Below are 20,755 nucleotides of genomic sequence, written 5' to 3' on the forward strand. Positions count from 1 at the left end.
GAAATTCAAAGCTACAAAGACGCAAATCATGGATTAAAAAATATTCTTGGACTCCGACACTGCGGTCTAAGTCAAGAATATTTTTATTCTGAGACTTTTTTCTGCGGCAGAGCCGCTGTTTGACACAAAGCCGCATAGTCCTCCTCCGGGACCGGACGGGAGAAATAATAGCCTTGAATATAACGGGTATTGATCGATTTAAGAAAATCCACCTGCGCTTGAGTTTCAACCCCTTCGACAATGACCGGAACATTTAACGAATGCGACAGTTTTACGATCGCCTCAATAATCGCGAAGCTGCGCTGGGCATTGATTTCATCTGAGCTGATAAAGCCCATATCCAGCTTGATGATATCGACCGGTGCATCTTTGAACATATTCAGCGAGGAATAGCCTGCCCCGAAATCATCCATCAGCACTGTGAAATCGGCCTTCTGCAGCTGCCTGACGGCGGCATAGATCTGTTCGGTATCCTCCGCACAGGCGGTTTCTGTGATTTCCAGCTGCAGATCCTTCGTTTCCAGCTGATACTTTGCGATCAGATCCGTAAATAAGTTGACTAGGTTCTGACGATAGAAGTTATATTTGGAAACATTGACAGAAATGGGCAGAACCTGCCCGTACTGTTCACGCTGTCGATGCAGAAACTGACAGGTCTTTTCCCAAACATACAAATCCAGGTGCATGATCAGACCTTTTTCTTCAAGAATGCCGACAAATTGACCGGGCCCCAGCAAGCCCCGCGCCGGATGCTGCCACCGGACCAGGGCTTCACCGCCGATGACCTGACGCGCTTCGATGTCGTATTTTGCCTGAATATAAATGATGATTTCCCCACGGGTCATCGCACCTTCAATTTCATCGAGCACCTGTTGTTCGCGAATGAAGCGCTGGCGCTGCTCATCCGTATAGAAGCCGACCTGAGAAAACAGCGGATCGGTTCGATTCTTTGCTGCCAAAGCTGCCCGATCCTGCATGAGCTTCATCGGCAGGGTCCGCTCCGTAATCGGATATACTCCAAACTCCAAGGATAGATTCAGTTCGGTATGATAGTCTTTCAGAATATCCACAGGACCGTTGTTCTGATAAGCCGCCTGCGGAGTCAAAAGCATAAAATGATCGGCGGTAATCCGACAGGCTAAAGAGCCAGGATAGCGTTGGCAATAGGCTTTCAGCTGGGTACCGATATGAGCCAACAGCTGGTCGGCCTTTTCCACTCCCATTAATTCATTGACGATTTTAAAGCGCTGAATGTTCATGTAGATCAGATAATAAGGTTGCGGATTCTGAAGCAGAAAGGTTCTCGCTCTTTCGGTAAATGCCTCCTCATTATACAAACCGCTGATGCGGTCCACTTCGGCCTTATGCTGGAACATTTCTGTTCTGCGCTTCTGAATTTGTTCCTCCGTTTGCTTGCGGCGGCGGTAGATGAGCAGCGTAACCCCCAAGATCAGAGCCAGAGCCAAGGAGGCGGCCAAATCCGCATTGGCTTTCAGCCAGTCCGTCCAGGATTGTTTATAATGCAGGCCCACCGTGGCTTCGTAGATAATCTGATTGATTTCCTTTTGGGACAAACTAGCGATCGTTTTATTCAGAATCGACATCAACATCGGATCCAGCTTGGAGCTGGCCGCAAAACAGGGCTGCAGGGATGGAAATTCCAGCGGATAATCATCCCGCAAATCTGAAATTCCCGGTTTCCAGTTATAATAATTGAGTGTATACGAATCGCAGACCGTGGCCGCTGCCTGATGATCCGCCACCGCCTGCAGACATTGTTCCAGCGTATCCGCATACAAAAGGATTCCATCTGGGATTTGATTTAGAAACTCGCTGCCCAGAGCCGTGTTTTCGGTGACGATCAAGCTGAATTGTTCCCCTGCTGACCAAGATTCATCCGGGCTGACCACTGCCATCAAGTCCAGATCCAGCAGCGGATCGCTGAGCTGAAATGATTCATTTTCCCGCAGCCGCAAGTTCTGCCGGGTTATCCCAACATATAAGCCCTGCTGCGGATTCTGGTTTAAAAACACTGTGTAATCTGGCTGACTGAACTGCGGCTGCAATGAAAACCGCAGACCTGATTTCTTCTCAATCAGTTCAAGCAGCTGCGGCCAGATCCCTTTCAGTGTTCCTGATTCGACGTAAGCAAAGGGAATCTGCCCGCCATCCAGACCGACAGGAATTTCACCGCTGTTTTGGATATAGGCCGCTTCTTCTCGGGTGAACAGCGACTGAATTGAATACTGACTATCGCCGTAATAGGTATCATACAAATGGGCTTCAAAATACGGATCGTCTAACAAGATTTCCTCCAACGCCTCGTCGACCTGTTCCATCAGTTGGGTATTGGTTTTGCTGGTGATGATGTAAAATGGCGAAGGCTTTAGTTTAAGTACAACCTTAGCTTCCTTATGCAAAGCCAGTGCGCCGCTGACAATCAGATCCACCTTTTCACTCAGCAAGGCCTCCATCATTTGACTTTCAGTTTTGAATTCCTCTAAAGGACATTCCAGATGATGTTTCTCAGCGTATTCCTGCCAACAGCGGTTCTGGTAACTGCCCTCAAGCAGTCCCACGCGCAGCCCGTCCATCGCCGCCGGGTCATCATAATAAATCGGCATTTCCTCCCGGGTATAAACGACCGTCAATTCATTGCCAATCGGCTGTTTGGAAAACAAAAACTGGGCTTCCCGCTCCGGAGTCCATTGCGCACAGAGTGTCAAATCCAGCTGCCCCTCGCGAACTTGCTCAAGGATCTGCTGCCAGTCGCCATAGACATATTCAATCTGCCAGCCTGTAATCGCCGCGATCCGCTCCAACAGCTCCACACCGTAGCCGGTATATTCGTCTTCTTCGCTCGGTTCAATAAACCCGGCATAATCAATATAGCCTACCCGAATCACCGGTGACTGCGCACAAACCGAGGCAGGCTGAAAGAAAGGACTGATAAGACTCCATCCCAGGCAGAGGATAAGCATAAGAATAAAACTGCGTTTTTTCATTCAGCTTTCTCAATCTTTCCTTTCCGATGAACGATCAGATTCAGGCCGCTGCCGATTTTCAGGCAGTCATCCATAAGTGATTTTCCAATAAGTTCCGTATATTAATTATAACATTGATCCATCCAAAAGGTGAATGATTCTTGCGCCAAACCGTTTGCACCGAAACCGCTTCTTTTTCTTCCCAGACGCCATGGAAATCGCTGCTTTAATTCAGTATACCTTTTCCCTCACTCTAAAAGCTTAAGAAAAAAGGATAACGGTCAATGAGAACCGTTATCCGATAAACTTCTGTTATGCTGAACGTTTAGCGGCAGCCGCTCCGGCTTTGCGGCCAAAGTGGCATGTACCGATGACCGCTGTACCGCTGCCTGGATAATATGGACCGACCCAGCCGCCGGCATTTAAGCCTGCGGCATATAAGCCTTCAATGACCTTGCCATTGACATCGACCACTTCGCAGTCTGTCGTGATCTTCAATCCGCCTAAGGCGCCCAGATTATAGGAAGTGTTCTTATAGGCATAGAATGGCCCGCTGAGTGGTTCCAGACCGTCTTTGCGTCCGAAAGGATCCGTTCCTGCCGCGACGTCTTCGTTCCAGTCCCGCATCGTTCTGACCAAGCCGGCCGCGTCAATACCCAGCTTTCCAGCCAGATCTTCCAAAGTTTCTGCCATGATCAGCACGCCATCCTCAACATCCTTAGCCGCGGTTTCCGCCGTCCAAGGTGAAGTTGGCGCATCCAGGCTGCTGGTGCCGAAAATCATATAAGTCGGGCCCTGCAGCTGCATTTCCTGCTGATAGATCGCGCGGTAATGATAAGCATAGGTCGCATCTTCGCAGACAAACCGCCGTCCAGCCTGGTTGACGATGAACGATGGGAATAACGGATTGCGGTTGTCCGTCGCCGCTCCGGTCTTGCCGCAGAAGTCAATCGTTCCGCCGCTCACATAGGCTGCGCCCAATTCCATGCCCATGCGGATGCCATCGCCGGTATCGGTAGCCACGCACAGACAGATCTGTGTCGTATCATCCCAATATTGCTGCGGATTCAGTTCCTTCGCCATATCGGCATTCTGATCGACACTTGCGGCAGCCAGAATAACACCGCGATTGGCCTTGATCGTGATTGTCTGTCCGTTCTGTGTCGCTTCCGCGCCGATGACTTTGCCGTTTTCTGTGATCAGCCGTGTCACTTCCGTTTCATATTCAACCACGGCGCCTAAGCCTTCGGCAACTTTTAAAACGGCCTGAACATAAATTCCGCCGCTGCCGGAAGCGCCGCCGCCCTCATAGACGTGAATTCGGTCTGCCAGCACTTCATCCTTTAAATACGGCACATGACAATGACCGTAGACACTCGTCCACTTCAAGCCGCAGGTGCTGGCCAGCCATTCAATGTCTTCCGGAGCGCCCAAGGCCAGATCTTTGACCAGCGCTTCATCCAGCTGTCCTTCGCCTTCTGCCATCCAGCATTCAAAATGCTTTTCCGGTGTGTCATCTTGATATTGTGTAAATTGTTTCTGGTAGGTGGTTCCGGCAGCCTGCATGACGCCGCCGGACAGATTGGTGGTTCCTCCGGCAATCCCGGCCTTTTCCAAAACCAGAACCTTTGCCCCGGCCTCAGCCGCGGCGGCCGCCGCACAGACCCCGGTTCCGCCAGCGCCGACGATCAGAACATCGGTTTCTTTTGTCCACTGGATTGAAGATGCCGAAGACTTCGGTGTTTCTTCACTGCTGCATCCGCCTAACATCCCGACAGCCGCTAAACCTAAAGTGGATGCGGCCGCTCCCTTCAGGAAATCGCGGCGGCTGATTGATTTCTTTGCCATATTTCTTTCCTCCTGTTTGTGATTTCATTATCCAATTCTCTTTGTCAGGAATCAAGAAACAGGTCGCGCATTTTGTTTCTCTTTGTCCGTCATTTCACGATCAATCGTTGAAATAAGCCTTAAACCGCTGCGGCAGGGTGTCGCAGGACAGCTGGATCATTTCGTCGATCGACCGATCCATCCCCTTTTCCACCCATTCGCACATCAATTCCAAATTGCCGTAAATATGTACCCGCAGCATCGCCATCGTATGCCAGTCCGCAACGTCTTCTCCATTTCGCTTCAGCGTTTCGGTATACAAATTCAGACTGATCTCAAAGATATAATGACGCAAGGAATTGGGATCATGTGAACGCAGGGCATTCTGAAAGAAAAACAAGTTTTCTTCAAAAATCTGATATAAAGCCTTCACCGAATCATGCCAGCCGCATCCGTCTAAAAAAGTAAACAGTGTCTTATCGAGAATCTTCTGATAACTCTTATTGACCAGATCATATTTATCTTGATAGCGCCGGTAAAAACTTGAACGGCTGACATGGGCCTGCTTCAGAATATCATTGACGGTCAGCTTATCCAGCGGCATCGTCCGCATCAGCTCCATTAAGGCATCAAACAGACATTGTTCCAGTTCCTCTTCGTTTTGATTGATCGCAATCGTCATCCTGATCCTCTCCTTCATCACTTAGTTACACCGCAGTCTCTTTTTATGATAACCAAGGATATCAAGCTTGACAATCCCTTTCCTGATTTCATCAGCGGATTTACCCAAAAAGAAAACACCAGCTTGCTTCACCGGTGTTTCTTACGATTACAGCTTCAGGATATAACCTGCTTTGCGCGGCTTCGGCTGCGGAGCTTCGCCTTCCGGAATGCCTAAGGCCAGCGCGCCGACGCCGCGCAGATTCTCGCTTAAACCCCAGGTCTTTAACAACGCTTTGCCTTCTTCGCTGTCAAACATCTGCCGTTCCCGATGAATCCAGACGCTGCCCAAACCAACGGCATGAGCGGCCTGCATCATCGTACATAAGACGCAGCTGCCGTCTTCCACCCAGGTACTGACTGTACTGTCGGCTAAGACCAGTACAATGACCGGCGCGCCGTAATAAGGATCGGTACCCGGTGTTGCATATTCTGCATTCATCCGCGTCAGCTGAGCGCGCAGCTGCGGATCCTGCACCGCAATGATGACCGGCGCCTGCTTGCCTTGGCCAGTTGGCGCATAAGTCCCGGTTTCCAGCACGGTATCCAGCAGTGCAGCGGCTGGGGCTTTGGCTTGGAAACGGCGGATTGCCCGGCGTGTTTGAAGATCTTTGATCGTTGATTCTGACATTTCAATGACCCTCCTTTTTCTTCAATTATACCGCAGCCGTCAAGCTTTTGCCTGAGGCCAAGCATGAAAATCTGCTAGAAATTCAATCAGTTCCGGTTCTGGAAGCGGTCTGGAGTAATAGAAACCTTGAATTAAATCGACGCCCTCTGCCCGGACAAACTGATCCTGTTTTTCCGTTTCCACCCCTTCTGCCAGCACTTCGCAGCCCAACTCGTGAAAGACACGGATCAAATAACGGATCATGGTCGCGCTGCGCGGATTTTCCACAGCTGAAACAACTAGGCTGCGGTCCAATTTAACGGTACTGAGCGGCATATGCATTACCGAATCAATGTTCGAATAGCCCGTACCGAAATCATCCATTTCGATGCGTACGCCCTGTTCCATCATCGTCCTGGCAAAACGAGTTGTTTCCTCCGGATTTTCTGCCAGCGCTGTTTCGGTAATTTCAATGATGATCTGTTCGGGGGCAACCTGACATTCCCGCAGCGTTTGCAGGACCTTTTCCGCCAGCTGGGGCTGAACCAGCTGAACTGCCGAAAAATTGATATGAACCGCCGGCAGTGTCACGCCGTTTTCCTGCAAGCGAACCATAACAGCGCAGATCTGCCGCAGAATCTGCCAGGTCATCGCCACAATCAAGCCGGTTTCCTCGGCAATCGGTATAAATTCTGCTGGAGACAGGGGACCCAAAGGACTTTCCGGGATCCGCATCAAGGACTCCACAGCACTGATCCTTCCCGTTTTCACTTCGTAGATCGGCTGATACACCATGACGAATTCCTGATCCTGCAGCTTTTGTTTCAGAATTTCGATTATTTCGTTGCGCCGGCGCATGCCTTCCAGCATTTTCTGATCACAATAGCATTGTTTCCAATGATGCAGCTTTGCCTGATTTACCGCATATTCCAGACCGTTGATCAAGCCCTCCAGACTTCTAGCACTGTGAGGATAGGCCGCGATCCCGATCACCGCGTGCAGCCGGCAGCTGTAGCTGTCAATTTCAAAAGGTTCATTGAAACGGCTATGAATATTTTTTTGCAGCTCTTCCATCTGCTCTGGGCTGCGGCCGCGGATTAACAGCGCAAATTCATCCCCGGAAAAACGGTATACCGGATAAGGAGCTGTCAAGGTCTTTAAGGTGGAAGCAATAAGCTTCAAAAAATGATCGCCGGTGCGTTGGCCAAAGTGATCGTTGATCTGTTTGAAATCCCGCAGCGAAATCACCATCACTAAAAACAGCGGCTGCCCACGCTGGATGGACAAGCTGATCATTTTCTGAAATTCAACACGATTGTCTAGACCGGTCAGCGGATCCAGCAAGCTCTGCTTGTTCTGCAGGTACAGATAGATCAATAAAATTGCCGTCGTTGCCGCGGAACCGCTTAAAATAACCGCGGGAAACAGCTGCTGGACAACGATAACGCTGGCTGCAATTAAAGGAAAAACAAACAAAATTTTATAGATCTGCGGTTCCAGCCAGCTGCGGTACACCCGCACCAGCACCACCGAGATCAGACAGTAAAAATAAAAAATCAGATACGTTGTGATGATCAGCGGACCACGCAGATACACCCCGGCCTGAATTGAAAACAACACACCGGTGAGCGGATTGATCAGCACCAAAACGGCATAGAGTATCCCCGGCAGAATGCCCAGGATACAGGCCCGCCTGCCGCCGGCATGTTCCTCAAAAACCGTCGCTGCCGTATAACAATAATAAGCCAGCCCCATTAACGGCGTCGCCAGAAAGTAGATTTCCGTTATGCCCCAGCACAGCCAGGAATCCGCCCAATCGGGATTGGCTAAAAGCAGCGTTGAAAGGACATTGGACACCATCGCCGCAAAGGTTGCCCCCAAACAGCACTGAAACATCCGGTTCTTCCAGGACGGCAGCAGCGCGCCCTTATGCGAGTACACCAGAATGATCGATAAAAAAACAATCGAGATGCACTCAGCAGCGATATTCCAGGCCATACATTCCCTCTTTCCCCTGATTTTGTTCGTTAGTAAACCGTTTTCATTATAACCATTTTTAAAACCAATTACAATTCAAGAAAACACCTGAATCACAAAGTCTCCGGGAAATTCTCCAACCGTTCAATGCTCAAAATACCTTTGTCAAAATGAAGTCCTAGTTTTGCGGCTTCTTCAACCAGCCTGATTTCGTTTTTTTCTTTGTCGGCACAGGTTTTAATTTGTTTTTCAGAAAGGTCAGCGTTTCCTCATCGCAGTTCTTTTTTTCTAAAGCATACCCCATATATCTATTCGGCGAGATAAACAGATACTCCTCATTTTCAAGATAGCCATAACAATCCTCATAATTTATGCGTTCCCACCCTTGTTCTGAGCGAACCTCAAAATCCTCATCATGAAAGGTATAAGATAACGTATATCCGGCTTTTAACCGCCGATTGCTTTCGATATCAGTATTCAGCTGCAGGCGTCTGCCCTTTTTAAATACTCTTGGCATGGATAAAGCCCACAGTATATAAAGCAGACCCATAATCACATAGGAACAGCTCATATAAGTTTTTAAAATTCCATTCCAATCAAACAAAAATAAACATCCCCCAACAATCCAAAAGACACCCGTCCATGTGTAAAGTGTTATGTTAGTATGTTTCATTTGAGCAAGCATCTCGGCGTTTCCCAAGTCGTAAAAGACTGTGTAAGCATAGGGCCCGACATGCGTCTGAACTTCTGTTGATCTCATTCTCATTTTCCCCTATTCCATCCGGATCGCCTTCCGCTTATGCCCATCCTGCGATCCCTCATCAAAGTAATTTCATTATACCGAGCTTGACGCTGGAAAGCAATCGACCCTAAAACAAACCTCGATATCCAAAAAAGAAAAACATCCGCGGTTTCACGGATGTTTAAGGTTTTATTCTTCTTCCAGCTCAGCCGCGGCCTTGTTCAGCTCACGCATATGCTGACGACGTTCCAATGCCGTAAGATATTTTTTACGGATTCGAATATCCGTCGGCGTCAATTCGACCAGTTCATCATCATTGATGAATTCCAACGCTTCTTCCAGTGACATGATCTTCGGCGGAACCAGCTTCATCGCTTCATCGTTGCCAGTGGAACGCACGGCCGTCATCTTCTTGTTTTTTAACGGATTGACGTCCATATCCATGTTCCGCGCAGCCATGCCGATGATCATCCCTTCGTAGACCTCGGTCTGCGGAGAAACAAACAGCTGGCCGCGTTCCTGGATATTCCATAAGGCATAGGTCATTGCCTTGCCTGTTTCCGTAGAGATCAGCGCGCCGTTTGCCCGCTGCGGGATATCGCCTTTGTAAGCTTCATACCCAGCCAGACGGCGAACCATCGTGCCTTCACCGCGGGTATCGTTGATGAACTCAGAGCGATAGCCTAATAAGCCCCGCGTTGGAACAGTATACAGAATCCGGGTGTAGCTGCCCTCATCCTGAATATCGACCATGATGCCTTTGCGCAGATTCAGCTTGGAAATGACTGTTCCTGAATATTCATTCGGAACACTGCAGACCACTTCTTCAACCGGCTCATACAGAGCACCGTCCACTTTGTGCATGATGACTTCCGGCTTGGAGACCGCAACCTCATACCCTTCCCGACGCATATTTTCTAACAGAACTGACAGATGCAGCTCGCCACGTCCGGAAACTTTGAAGCAGTCAGTCGTATCCGTTTCTTCCACCTTCAGCCCAACATTGACTTCCAGTTCTTTTTCCAGCCGCTCACGGATGTTGCGGGAAGTGACATATTTGCCGGACTGTCCTGCAAAAGGCGAGGTGTTGACCATGAAGTTCATCGACAATGTCGGCTCTTCAATCCGGATCATCGGCAGAGGACGGATATTTTCGGGATCACACAGCGTATCCCCGATGGAAATATCCGCAACACCGGAAATCATGACGATTTCTCCGCACTGCGCTTCCGATACCGCAATCCGGCTCAGGCCCTTATAGACGAATACCTGATTGATTTTGCGGCGTTCCTGCCGGCCTTCATCGTTACACAGAATAACGGTGCTGCCTTCTTTTAAAGTGCCTTCGTAAACCCGGCCAATTCCTAAACGGCCGATATAGTCGTCATAGGCCAGTGCGGAAACCTGCATCTGTACCGGTTCCTCGGTTAAATCCGGATAAGCTTCGCAATGCTTCAAAATAGTTTCAAACAGCGGCGTAATATCTTCATTTTCATCTGCCGGCTGATAGCGGACAATCCCCTGCCGGGCAATGCCGTAAAGAATCGGGAAATCCAGCTGTTCATCCGTCGCGTTCAAATCGAGGAATAAATCGTAAACCTCATCGATGACCTGATCAGCGCGTTCATCCTTCTTGTCAATCTTGTTGATCAAAAGAATCGGGCGCAGGCCGCATTCCAGACTTTTCTGCAGTACAAAGCGCGTCTGCGGCATCGGTCCTTCACTGGAGTCTACCAACAGAATAACGGTATCCACCGTTTTGATAATCCGCTCAACCTCGGAAGAGAAATCCGCGTGACCCGGAGTATCGACAATATTAATCTTGTAATCCTTGTACGTCACAGAACAGTTTTTGGAATAAATCGTAATTCCTCTTTCCCGTTCCAGATCGTTGCTGTCCATAACGCAATCAACCGTTTCCTCGTTATCCCGGAAAACGTGACTCTGATTTAAAAACGCATCCACCAACGTCGACTTACCGGCGTCGACATGGGCAATGACCGCGATGTTAATAATCTTCTGATATGCCATAAAAGTACCATTCCTTTACACAGTGCTTTATTATAGACGCATTATCCTTAAATTACAACAAAAACCGCATAACAAAGCGATAAATTGAAGATTGGCAAATTTTGAAAAAGGCCGGAAAAACAAAGCTGAACGCAATCTGGATATCAATTTTTTTCAATCTTCGACATTCTGACGCATAAAAACAAGCTTACTTTGAAAACAGGTTCTTTAAGCAAAGGAAAACCGGTCAGTCAGCGACCGGTTCGTCTTCCGCTTGTGATTTTTGTGCATCTGTGGTTTCCTGCTCGGCTTCGGCGGCTGCCGAGGGCTGCGTCAGGGTCAGACCGGACACGTTCAGATTGCGGTTCACCTTGGCGTCATAGGAGCCTGCACGAACAATCTCTTTCAGATCAATGCCGGTGGTTTCCTTCATGGACTCAAATAATTTGGCCATGACCGCCGGTACGTTCTGCGATACGCCATCAAGTCCGCTGCCCTCGCCGCCAATAATCGTAATCTTATCGATCTGGCTTAACGGTTCGGCGATCTTGCCGGCAACCTCAGGCAGAATCTGGATCAGCATTTCCGCCATCGCGGCATTGTTGTATTTCTGATAGGCCAGAGCTTTCTTTTCCATGGCTTCGGCCTCGGCAATTCCTTTAGCCCGGGCGGCTTCCGCTTCGGCTTCACCGACCATCTGAATTCCCTGAGCCTCGCGCTCTTTCGTGTACCGTTCGGCATCCGCCTTGGCTTTCTGGGCCTCAGCTTCCTGCTGAATTTCAAATTTACGGGCTTCCGCTTCTTTCTGCCGGGCGTACAGCTGAGCATCCGAGCGCTGCTGCTGAGCATATTTCTCCGCTTCCGCCTGCTTGCGGATCTGCGCGTCCAAGGCCTTTTCCTTGACCTCGGCTTCTTTTTGTTTTAACAGGACTTCCCGTTCCTGCTTGGCAATATTCGCGTTCGCCGAAGTAATTTCAATCGTTTTCCGCTGCGTTTCCTGTTCGATCTGATAGGCCGCATCGGCTTCCGCCTGCTTCAAGTCGGCGTCTTTCTTCAATTCGGCCTTCTGAATTTCCAGCTCATTGTTTTTAATCGCAATTTCCCGTTCGGCATTGATCCGTGCGTCGCTGGCCTGACGATCCGCCTCAGCTTTGGCTACGGCAATTTCCTTGTCCGCTTCGGCCTTGGCAATCGCGGCTTTCTTCTTGATCTGAGAAATATTGTCGATGCCCAAATCGTCGATCACGCCGTTGGAATCGGAGAAGTTCTGGACGTTAAAGCTGATGATATCCAATCCCATTGCCGCTAAGTCCGGCATTGCGTTTTCCTTGACCAGTTCGGCAAATTTCTGACGATCACTGACCATTTCTTCCAGCTTCATCCGACCGACGATCTCACGCATGTTGCCTTCCAGTACTTCCCGCGCGACACGGGCAATATAGTCGGTATCCTGATTCAGGAAATTCTCCGCGGCCACGGACAGCCGCTGATTGTCGCTGCTGATCTTGATGTTGACCGCGGCGTCTACCTGAATGTTGATATAATCGGCGGTCGGTACGGCCGTAGACGTTTTTACGTCAATCGGAATCAGCTTCAGACTCAGCCGGTCCATCCGTTCAAAGAAAGGAATTTTAATACTGGCCTTGCCGATGATAATTTTCTTCCGCAGGCCGGAAATGATATACGCCGTATCTGGCGGCGCTTTGATGTAGCCGGTCGTCAAAATCACGATGACGAGCACAGCAATGACGAGCACGATGATCAAGCTTTGATAAGCCATTACTGCTTCCAACACAAACATCCCTCCTTCACTTGTGGTGGCGCCTTGCTTCTTTTCTGTCTGCTGATCCCTCACCTCTTTTCTAAAATTTGTCTTAACTAATTCTTCATCAGAATATTTGTCTTAACAAATTGTTAAACCTAGTATAGCATGAAATGATTACTTTGTAAATATATTAACAAGCAAAACTGAACTGTGTTCATGATTGATTATAAAAACAGGAACAAGCTGATTTCTCGTTCCTGCAAAGATTCAATCAAAGGTGCGGACGGCGTCTGCGTTTTTTACGTGCTGATTGATACCGGCGCTGTTCCCGTCGGTAATCACGAAGCAAAATCAGACACAGAATGAGTCCCAAAACGCTCAGGGCAAAGAAAATCGTATTGTTCTTTACCCATTGCTGAAATTGATAAAAGCCATAGAGCAGGGCACTGCGCTTATAGCTGCGCGGACTGACTAGTTCCAGTTCTTTTAACACTGTGGGCGTTTCAGTATCCGTGCGGCTGATTTTCACCGTTCCTAAACGCTGTCCTTCCGAGATCGGCGCCTGAAGATCCTGATCCAGTTCGGTTTCAATCAGCAGCGTGGACAGATCCAGCGTCTTCGGCAGATTCAGCACAATATCACTTCCGGCTGATAGCGACAGCTTGTTGTTGAACAAAACAAACGGCACCTTGGTTTCCAGCAGAATCTGGTCCGCTGTCAATACCGTTTGCCGGGCATAATACTCATAAAAATAATCATAGATATGCGCGGCATCCAGAATGTGATAAGGGGTATTGGAAACTGGGGCATGCGCGGTGATCAACAGATACCTCGTGCCGTTTTTCTCCGCAATCGACGCCAGACACAGACCCGCCGGATTGGTATAGCCGGTTTTCCCGCCGATAATAGAATCGTTGACGATCCGTGAGGAATTCGCCGTGATCGTCGCATTCGCCTCATTTTCTGGTCCAGTAGTAAGCTTCGCAAACAGCGTGCTTTCCCAGACCAGACCGCCCGGATGCAGCGATGGATTGGCAGTATAGCGCCGGGTTTGAAAAATCTCGCGGAAGGTGGGGTTTTCCAGCGCGTAGCGCATCAGCTTTTCAAGATCCCGCAGCGTGGTGTAGTGATCAGGATCATGCAGACCGGAGGTATTAACAAAGTGAGTTCCACTCATCCCCAGAGCCGCCGCTTTCTCATTCATCAGTTCAACAAACGCCGCTTCACTGCCGGCTTCTTCCAAAGCCAGAGCCTGCGCAGCGTCAGCGCCGGAAGGCAGAAACAAACCATAAAGCAAGTCTTTAACGCTGACTTCTTCCCCCGGCTTAAACCCGGCAACCGAGGCATGCGCTTCCGCCAGCCCGGCAAACACCTCCGGCCCAAGCACCATGGTGCTTTCTAACGCCGGTGCATTCTCAATCGCCACCAACAGCGTCATCATCTTGGTCATCGAAGCCGGATAAATGGTCTGCTCACTCCCCTCATCCAGCATGATCTGATTGTTATCCAAATCGACCATGTAAACATAGTCGCTTTTGATCTCCGGAAAATCCGGTTCTTCTGAAATCGTGGCCTGCGCGCTTAACGGCAGCGGCGTCAATGTCAGAAGGAAAACCACCATCAGTACTATTTTTTGAATCCTGTTCTTCACTTTACAAAACTCCTCACTCATATTGTCTATTATACCAAACTGTCCCGGCTTATTCCTTGAGATTTTCTTTCAATTTCACAAAAAACAGGAAAAACGAAGCGGTCCGGCTGGCTGCCTTTTCTGCTTCGTTCTGAAGACTCCTCTGATAAGTAATCCGCCGAACAGATCCCATATCCATAAAAACGGATTGTTTATTCCAGACGGCGGGACTGCACGCGATCGCGGATCACGCTTAAGCTGCTGGTATAGGTAATCAGGAAATAACCGCCGTAGATCAGGGCCAGAAATCCGCCGACCAGCAGGACCTGGCTGCCGATATCAATTTTGGCCAGCGCCACGAGTGAGCGGATCACAGCGCTGACGCCGACAATGGAATGCACGACGGCTAACGCCAGCGGAAATAAGAAATAAATCGCAATCTGAATAAACAAGGAACGGCGGATCATCTTTTCCTCCACGCCGATCTTGCGCAGCAAAGCATAGCGCTGCACGTTGTCCGCCGACTCGGACAGCTGCTGCAAAGCCAGAATCGCCGCGGAAGCAATCAGAAACACCAGGCCCAAATAGACGGCAATGTAGGACAGGATCAATTTCATACCGCCGGAAGCTTCAAACATCTCGGCCCGGGTTACAGTATTGTACGCCAAGCCGGTGGTCTGCCCATACTTTTTAGCCAAGTCGTCCATCATCGCATCGCCTTCTTCAACGGATACTTTGTAATTCAAATTGAGCGACTGACTGGCCGGCAGCTTGTTAACAAAATAGCTGTCCGGCAGAACAATCGTCAGAAAATTGCCGAAGGCGCTGAAATTCTGAAGCTGTAAAAATAAGGCCGGCTGACTGACAATCAGCTGTTTTCCATCCACGGTCAGCTCACGGTGTTCCTTGACGGCCTTGAGTATGTCGGATTCTGCGGCATTCATCGAATACGTAAGCAGATACTCATTATCACCTAAGGTTACCTCGGGTTTTGACTGCATAGACAAAGCGGTGTTCAGTTGGGAAAGCGGCAGAAAATCGATCGTCATTTCTCCAACGTTTTGAGAAGTGCTGTTCTGCATCAGGGTGATGACCTCCGCACTGCAGTAGTCTTTCACCTTTAAAGCCATATCATACAGATCGAGATCCGCCGCCTCGGCCGCAAAGCCATCCAAATCCAATCCCTGATCACGAATATCCTGACTCAAACTGGAGCCCAGCTGCGGTGTGTCATAAACATAAAGCGTCGCATCATACGGCGAAGTTTTTTCCACATCCCCAGCCAGAACCTGATTGAATGACAACCCGGTGCACAGGGCGCCGATCGTCAGCAGCAGCATGATCGAAATCACCGTCATCGAAACAAAGGCTGAATTGATCCGGCTGTTCAGCTGCCGCATGACAAACATATTCAAATTGCGGTAATAGAAGCTCTGCCGGCTCTGCACAAACTTTAACAGAAAACCGGACAGAGAGAAGAAAAACAGAAACGTTCCAATCGAGCCGAGAACGATCGAGGCCGCAAATTCCATATCAAACATCATAAAGCCATTGTCCAGAATCAAAGCATAAGCACAGCCGAGAATGATCAGACTGGCAAGGAACAGAACTGCGGACAACCCGATCGAGCGCAGCTTCAGCGCTTCGTTGCGGCGATCCCCCTGCAGCAGATCAATCAGCTTGTACCGCTGAACAACCCACGTATTGAAAATTAAAACAATCAGATACATACCGCCGAAGAAAACCGCGGACTTCACGATCGCGTTGAAGGAAATAATGAACTCAAAGGCCTTCAGCTGCACCATAAACAAATTCGCGGTGACCACCGTCAGGGCCTGCGATACGAGAATGCCTAAGCCTAAACCCGCCGCAAACGCTAAGGTTCCAATCATCACAGTTTCGATCATCAGAATCCGGGCAACCGTCCCTTTGTTCATACCCAGCACCAGATACAGCCCCAGTTCTTTTTTACGCCGGCGAATCAGAAAGTTGTTGGCATAAACAATAAGGAATCCCAGAACCACACAGACGAAAATCGAGAAGATGCCCATCATGTTGTTCAAGAGCACCAGCATCTTCGCCTGGGTTTCGCTGAGCGCCATCATCACTGACTGAGCCTGAATGGAATTAAAAACATAAAACAGGCAGACGCCGAAGGTCAGGGTCAAAAAGTAAACGCCGTAATCCCGAATACTGCGGCGGACATTGCCCAGCGCAATTTTAAAGTACATTGTTGGTGTCCCCTCCTAACAGGCTGACCACTTCAATAATCCGATTGAAGAAGGTCTTGCGGTCATCCTCGCCGCGGATGAGTTCATTGAAGATCCGACCGTCCTTGATAAACAGGATGCGGTGGGCGAAGCTGGCTGTGAAAGCATCATGCGTGACCATTAAGATCGTAGCTTCCAGGGATTTATTCAGCACCTCAAAGCTGTTCAGCAGCATTCTTGACGCCTTGGAATCCAAGGCCCCGGTCGGCTCGTCCGCCAGAATCAGCGCAGGACGACAGATCATCGCCCGAGCGCAGGCCACCCGCTGCTGCTGGCCGCCGGACATCTGATACGGATATTTTTTCAGCACCTCCTCAATCCCCAGCTGAGTTGCCAGCTTTTTAATCCGGCTTTCGATTTTCTTCGGACTGACCCGTTGAATCGTCAGCGGCAGCGCGATATTTTCATAAGCCGTCAGCGTATCCAGCAGATTGAAATCCTGAAAGATAAAACCGAGCTGTTCCCGGCGGAACTTGGAAAGCTGACCGCTTTTCATCTTGGTGATATCTTCTTTGCCGATCAGAATGTGGCCGCTGGTCACATTGTCAATCGTCGAAATGCAGTTAAGCAGCGTGGTCTTGCCGGAGCCGGAGGGTCCCATAATACCGACGAACTCACCTTTTGCCACCTGAAAGCTGATATCCTCGATAGCTCGGGTAATACTTCCTTTATTCCCGTAAATCTTTTCGATCTGTTTGACTTGTAAAATGGTTTCCATAGTTTTTCCCTTCCTTATTAATGAATATTGCCGAGGCCATTCTGGCCCAATACAATTACCTGAAATAAAACCTGGCATACAATCAGAATCTTATTGAATGTTTTCATAAGCTGATTCCTCCTTGATTACGGTTTTATTATATCCTTGTCTACAATATTGTACCTTAGAAGGGTCTTACAGCTTGCTAACAGAATTGTAAGATTCCTCGCCGGATGCAGAAGCGTTGATTTTCTATGACAAACCGATGTGGATTTATTGAATCCATGATTCTGTTTTTGTTTCTAATCAAACCAAAAATCCATGTAAAAAAGCATCGCGGGCCGCACGCTTTTCATCCTATGAACTCAGGCTTTAAAAATCGGGCTTCCCCAGACCTTCATCTTGCGGCTGTGAATAAGGAAATAAGAAATCGGTATGAAAAACCAAAGCTGCGATCCCAGCTTGAATAAGAAAAGTCCGCTTTCAGCTGCAAACTGATAACGGACCTGCTTGTCGGATTTTTTCATTATTCATGAATCTTTTAAATCTGCAAAGACGTCAGATTTCTCCACACGCTTCTGCGGAACGATCATGATCAATAAACAGTGTGAAAGTCAAGCACAATTTTATCGGCGATAGACGACTTCCCCATCCACCATGGTCAACATGACATGCGCTGAGGTCGAAACAACCGGATTCTGATCAAAGAGGACAAGATCGGCGTCTTTTCCTGCTTCTAATGATCCAATTCGATCCTCGCAGCCTAAAATTTTCGCCGCGTTGATCGTAATCATCCGCAGAACCCGCTCAGGCGGACAACCAAAGCGTACAGCTTCTCCAGCCTGAGCCAAAATCATCCACGGATTGCGGGCCGGACCATCGGTCATAATCGCGCACAGAACTCCCCGTTCATCCAGATCTTTCAAACAGCCGGTATCGACCAGATGCAGTTCATTGGGACCCTTCTGGGCCCCGATTGGGCCGTAAATAATCGCCAGCCGGTCTTTTTCCGCTTCGATCTCATCCAGGAAATCACTGGAGCCTAAGGCATGATCAATTGTAATCCGGATATCAAATTCTTTTGCCAGCTCAATGCAGGTCAGAATATCATGCTGATAAACATGAATTTTTAACGGAATCTGCTTATCCAAAACCAGCTCGCCATTTTCCAAGCCTTGATCCAGCTTCGGCATTTTTGCCGGATCGCCCTGAGCTTCCGCTTTTTTCTTACGGTAATCCTGAACCTGATGGAAGTATTCACGAATCGTTTCCGCGATCGCCATCCGCGTCATCGGACTTTGATTGCGCTTGCCGTAAACGCCTTTCGGATTGCCGCCGACCGCCGCTTTCAAAGCAAACGGCTGTCTGACACAGCGCTGCGCCAGACTGGAGCCGGCGGATTTGATCACACAGCCCAGGCCGCAGATCACATTGGCACTGCCCGGAACAATCCCGCTGGCTGTAATCCCCGTTTCCAAAGCCGCCGCAAACTGCGGCGACAGCGGATCCACGCCATCGTAGGCATTCAATTGGGCTGTGACCGGATTGACGCTTTCATTCAAATCCTGGGCTCCGGTTTTGGTATCAAAGCCGCCGATATGACTATGCGCATCCACCAGCCCCGGCAAAACCAGCAAGCCGGAAGCGTCGATGACTTCAGCCTGTTCCGCTGTTATATTTTCGGCAATTCGCACGATTTTTCCATCCTCAATCAGAACATCAGCCCGCAGTGTTCCCTGCGGTCCCATCGTCATAACCGTTCCGTTTTTAATCAGTTTCATTGTTGATAACCTCCCTGAACATAGACCACCTTGCCCTGCATGAAGACCTTTTCCACACGTCCCGCATAAGTTTCAATCGGATTATCGCTCCAGATTACAAAATCAGCGTCTTTTCCGGCTTCAATCGAGCCGATGCGGTCAGCGCAGCCCAGCATCTTCGCGGCTTGAAGCGTCAGCATGTTCAGTACATCTTCACTGTTTCCGCAGGCCCGCATCATCCGCGCCGCTGTCCAGATCAGTCCTTCTTTGCCGTTAGGATTGTTGCCGACCGTCGCCATCGCGACCGGCAAACCCTGTTTATATAATGCATACAAGCCTTCCAGATCCGCTTTTTGCGAATAAGCGTTAAAGCCATAGGAAAGGTTGCCCAGAATCACGCCCTGCGTCTTGTCCAGCAGATCCACATCCTCCGCATGAATATCATATCCCAGAGCCAGGATCGGCTTTAAGTCATAGTCTTCACATACTCGCAGAATCCCGCGCAGCTCAGCGGCATTGTTGGCGGCGATCACAAGCGGCATTTCCTTCGCCAGCACTTTTTTTAACGCCTTGGCTTTCTCATCCCGCTTGGTTTCCGGCTGACTTTCATCATAGGCCTGAGCCTGACGCAGCGCCTCTTTCAGCAAACTGAAGATGCCCATTTTCGTCATCGGCTGAACCTGCCGTGAACCATAAGCCTCCTTAACCTGATCGGTGACCGAGCCCTTCATCCCCACTTCATCCTTCACCAGCATCTTAAACGGGTTGATGCCGGCGGTTCTGAATACGGCCATCTGACCGCCCAGAATATTGGAATTACTCGGCGCCGCGGCTAAAGCTGTAATTCCGTAGGTATACGGCGCCTGTTCGCTGACACAGTCCCCATCATAAGCATATAAAGCCTTTAAATGTGGTGTAAGCGGATCGCTCTTTTCGTCGTTATCGCGAACTTCCCCGCGCCGGATCGCCATCCCCAGCTCACTCATCGCATCGATAAAGCCTGGCAGAATGACCTTCCCGGAAGCGTCGATAAAGCCTTCCGCTTTTTCCTTTAAACCCGTTCCGACCGCGACGATCTTTCCCTCGTCAATCAGGATGTCGCCCTGCTTCAGCACTTCACCGGTACCGGTGTGAACCGTGCCGCCTGTAATACAAATCATCCAATCCCTCCTCAAGAATCATGTCTTTATTGTACGCCAGAGCATGTGGGAAAGGCAAGCCGCAGATTTTTTGCGAAAGTTTATTTTCAAAGCTGCTGTCAGCTTTCATTTTATTTTGATCTGACAGAAGAAAAAGACTTACCCTGGAAAATCAAGGCCGCCTGAAATGGGAAACAGATCACTGTCAAGCTGCCGCAGATCCGCAAAGGCAACGCGGGTGCCGTCCGTAAAAATGATATGTTTTTGGTACGAATCAATCTTTTTCAGCCGCCCTTTTTTCATCATGTATGCGCCGCCGACCTTTTTTTCATCCTTCACAAAATAAAGAACTTCAATCAGAGGCTGTCGCTGAATTTGCGTGAGGAGGTATTGCAGCTGTTTGTCCAAAAAACGTTTCTCATCTTCATCCAGCACAATCTTTTCCTCTGTTAACCGCGCGGCTTCTTCAATTTCCTCTTCGTATCCAGTCAAGGCCGCAAACGGATTAAACTGCGCTGCCCGATCCATCCGCGCCATCGGAGGATGGATTTTGGAAACCGGGTGGGGAAGATCAATCAGGTCTTCATAGGGAAAATAAATGGGATCCTGTGCTTTCATGAAGTT

The 20,755-nt window shown here is 49.3% G+C and carries 14 protein-coding genes; all 14 read right to left on the reverse strand.

Annotation, left to right across the window (positions count from 1 at the left end):
* Positions 1 to 83: 83 nt before the first annotated feature.
* Positions 84 to 3,005 (reverse strand): EAL domain-containing protein, encoded by a 2,922-nt coding sequence (locus tag BN162_RS08370; RefSeq protein ID WP_020224636.1) that lies wholly within the window; start codon positions 3,003 to 3,005, stop codon positions 84 to 86.
* A 291-nt stretch (positions 3,006 to 3,296) separates the two neighbouring features.
* Positions 3,297 to 4,832: an FAD-dependent oxidoreductase gene (locus BN162_RS08375; protein ID WP_020224637.1), complete on the reverse strand. Its 1,536-nt coding sequence runs from the start codon at positions 4,830 to 4,832 to the stop codon at positions 3,297 to 3,299.
* Positions 4,833 to 4,932: 100 nt separating this feature from the next.
* Positions 4,933 to 5,493, reverse strand: a complete 561-nt coding sequence (locus tag BN162_RS08380) for a TetR/AcrR family transcriptional regulator (RefSeq protein ID WP_020224638.1) — start codon at positions 5,491 to 5,493, stop codon at positions 4,933 to 4,935.
* A gap of 147 nt (positions 5,494 to 5,640) precedes the next feature.
* Complete coding sequence (locus tag BN162_RS08385) at positions 5,641 to 6,162, reverse strand: nitroreductase family protein (protein WP_020224639.1); 522 nt, start codon at positions 6,160 to 6,162, stop codon at positions 5,641 to 5,643.
* A gap of 39 nt (positions 6,163 to 6,201) precedes the next feature.
* The gene (locus tag BN162_RS08390; RefSeq protein ID WP_020224640.1) at positions 6,202 to 8,139 is read right to left on the reverse strand and encodes a putative bifunctional diguanylate cyclase/phosphodiesterase; all 1,938 of its coding nucleotides are present in this window, start codon (positions 8,137 to 8,139) and stop codon (positions 6,202 to 6,204) included.
* A gap of 157 nt (positions 8,140 to 8,296) precedes the next feature.
* Positions 8,297 to 8,878: a YcxB family protein gene (locus BN162_RS08395; RefSeq protein ID WP_020224641.1), complete on the reverse strand. Its 582-nt coding sequence runs from the start codon at positions 8,876 to 8,878 to the stop codon at positions 8,297 to 8,299.
* 171 nt (positions 8,879 to 9,049) lie between these two features.
* Positions 9,050 to 10,891: a translational GTPase TypA gene (typA, locus tag BN162_RS08400; RefSeq protein WP_020224642.1), complete on the reverse strand. Its 1,842-nt coding sequence runs from the start codon at positions 10,889 to 10,891 to the stop codon at positions 9,050 to 9,052.
* Between the two features lie 226 nt (positions 10,892 to 11,117).
* Positions 11,118 to 12,671 carry a flotillin family protein gene (locus BN162_RS08405; RefSeq protein WP_020224643.1) on the reverse strand — a complete coding sequence of 518 codons (1,554 nt, stop codon included), beginning with the start codon at positions 12,669 to 12,671 and terminating at the stop codon, positions 11,118 to 11,120.
* A gap of 235 nt (positions 12,672 to 12,906) precedes the next feature.
* Positions 12,907 to 14,286, reverse strand: coding sequence for a D-alanyl-D-alanine carboxypeptidase family protein (locus tag BN162_RS17875; RefSeq protein ID WP_020224644.1), 1,380 nt, complete (start codon positions 14,284 to 14,286; stop codon positions 12,907 to 12,909).
* A 191-nt stretch (positions 14,287 to 14,477) separates the two neighbouring features.
* Complete coding sequence (locus tag BN162_RS08415; protein WP_020224646.1) at positions 14,478 to 16,496, reverse strand: ABC transporter permease; 2,019 nt, start codon at positions 16,494 to 16,496, stop codon at positions 14,478 to 14,480.
* The gene (locus BN162_RS08420) at positions 16,486 to 17,253 is read right to left on the reverse strand and encodes an ABC transporter ATP-binding protein (RefSeq protein ID WP_020224647.1); all 768 of its coding nucleotides are present in this window, start codon (positions 17,251 to 17,253) and stop codon (positions 16,486 to 16,488) included. Before BN162_RS08420 ends, BN162_RS08415 begins: the two co-directional genes overlap by 11 nt.
* 605 nt (positions 17,254 to 17,858) lie before the next feature.
* Positions 17,859 to 19,013, reverse strand: a complete 1,155-nt coding sequence (locus BN162_RS08425) for an amidohydrolase family protein (RefSeq protein WP_020224650.1) — start codon at positions 19,011 to 19,013, stop codon at positions 17,859 to 17,861.
* The gene (locus tag BN162_RS08430) at positions 19,010 to 20,152 is read right to left on the reverse strand and encodes an amidohydrolase family protein (RefSeq protein ID WP_020224651.1); all 1,143 of its coding nucleotides are present in this window, start codon (positions 20,150 to 20,152) and stop codon (positions 19,010 to 19,012) included. Before BN162_RS08430 ends, BN162_RS08425 begins: the two co-directional genes overlap by 4 nt.
* Before the next feature lie 138 nt (positions 20,153 to 20,290).
* Entirely contained in the window at positions 20,291 to 20,749 is a 459-nt protein-coding gene (locus BN162_RS08435; RefSeq protein ID WP_020224652.1) for a hypothetical protein, read from the reverse strand.
* Between the last annotated feature and the right edge of the window lie 6 nt (positions 20,750 to 20,755).

The organism is Holdemania massiliensis AP2 (assembly GCF_000327285.1).
Lineage (GTDB): Bacteria > Bacillota_I > Bacilli_A > Erysipelotrichales > Erysipelotrichaceae > Holdemania > Holdemania massiliensis.

Excerpts from the sequence above, each read along its gene's own strand:
- BN162_RS08370 (WP_020224636.1), bottom strand. The coding sequence starts at position 3,005 with ATGAAAAAACGCAGTTTTATTCTTATGCTTATCCTCTGCCTGGGATGG.
- BN162_RS08375 (WP_020224637.1), bottom strand. The coding sequence starts at position 4,832 with ATGGCAAAGAAATCAATCAGCCGCCGCGATTTCCTGAAGGGAGCGGCC.
- BN162_RS08380 (WP_020224638.1), bottom strand. The coding sequence starts at position 5,493 with ATGACGATTGCGATCAATCAAAACGAAGAGGAACTGGAACAATGTCTG.
- BN162_RS08385 (WP_020224639.1), bottom strand. The coding sequence starts at position 6,162 with ATGTCAGAATCAACGATCAAAGATCTTCAAACACGCCGGGCAATCCGC.
- BN162_RS08390 (WP_020224640.1), bottom strand. The coding sequence starts at position 8,139 with ATGGCCTGGAATATCGCTGCTGAGTGCATCTCGATTGTTTTTTTATCG.
- BN162_RS08395 (WP_020224641.1), bottom strand. The coding sequence starts at position 8,878 with ATGAGATCAACAGAAGTTCAGACGCATGTCGGGCCCTATGCTTACACA.
- typA (WP_020224642.1), bottom strand. The coding sequence starts at position 10,891 with ATGGCATATCAGAAGATTATTAACATCGCGGTCATTGCCCATGTCGAC.
- BN162_RS08405 (WP_020224643.1), bottom strand. The coding sequence starts at position 12,671 with ATGTTTGTGTTGGAAGCAGTAATGGCTTATCAAAGCTTGATCATCGTG.
- BN162_RS08415 (WP_020224646.1), bottom strand. The coding sequence starts at position 16,496 with ATGTACTTTAAAATTGCGCTGGGCAATGTCCGCCGCAGTATTCGGGAT.
- BN162_RS08420 (WP_020224647.1), bottom strand. The coding sequence starts at position 17,253 with ATGGAAACCATTTTACAAGTCAAACAGATCGAAAAGATTTACGGGAAT.
- BN162_RS08425 (WP_020224650.1), bottom strand. The coding sequence starts at position 19,013 with ATGAAACTGATTAAAAACGGAACGGTTATGACGATGGGACCGCAGGGA.
- BN162_RS08430 (WP_020224651.1), bottom strand. The coding sequence starts at position 20,152 with ATGATTTGTATTACAGGCGGCACGGTTCACACCGGTACCGGTGAAGTG.
- BN162_RS08435 (WP_020224652.1), bottom strand. The coding sequence starts at position 20,749 with ATGAAAGCACAGGATCCCATTTATTTTCCCTATGAAGACCTGATTGAT.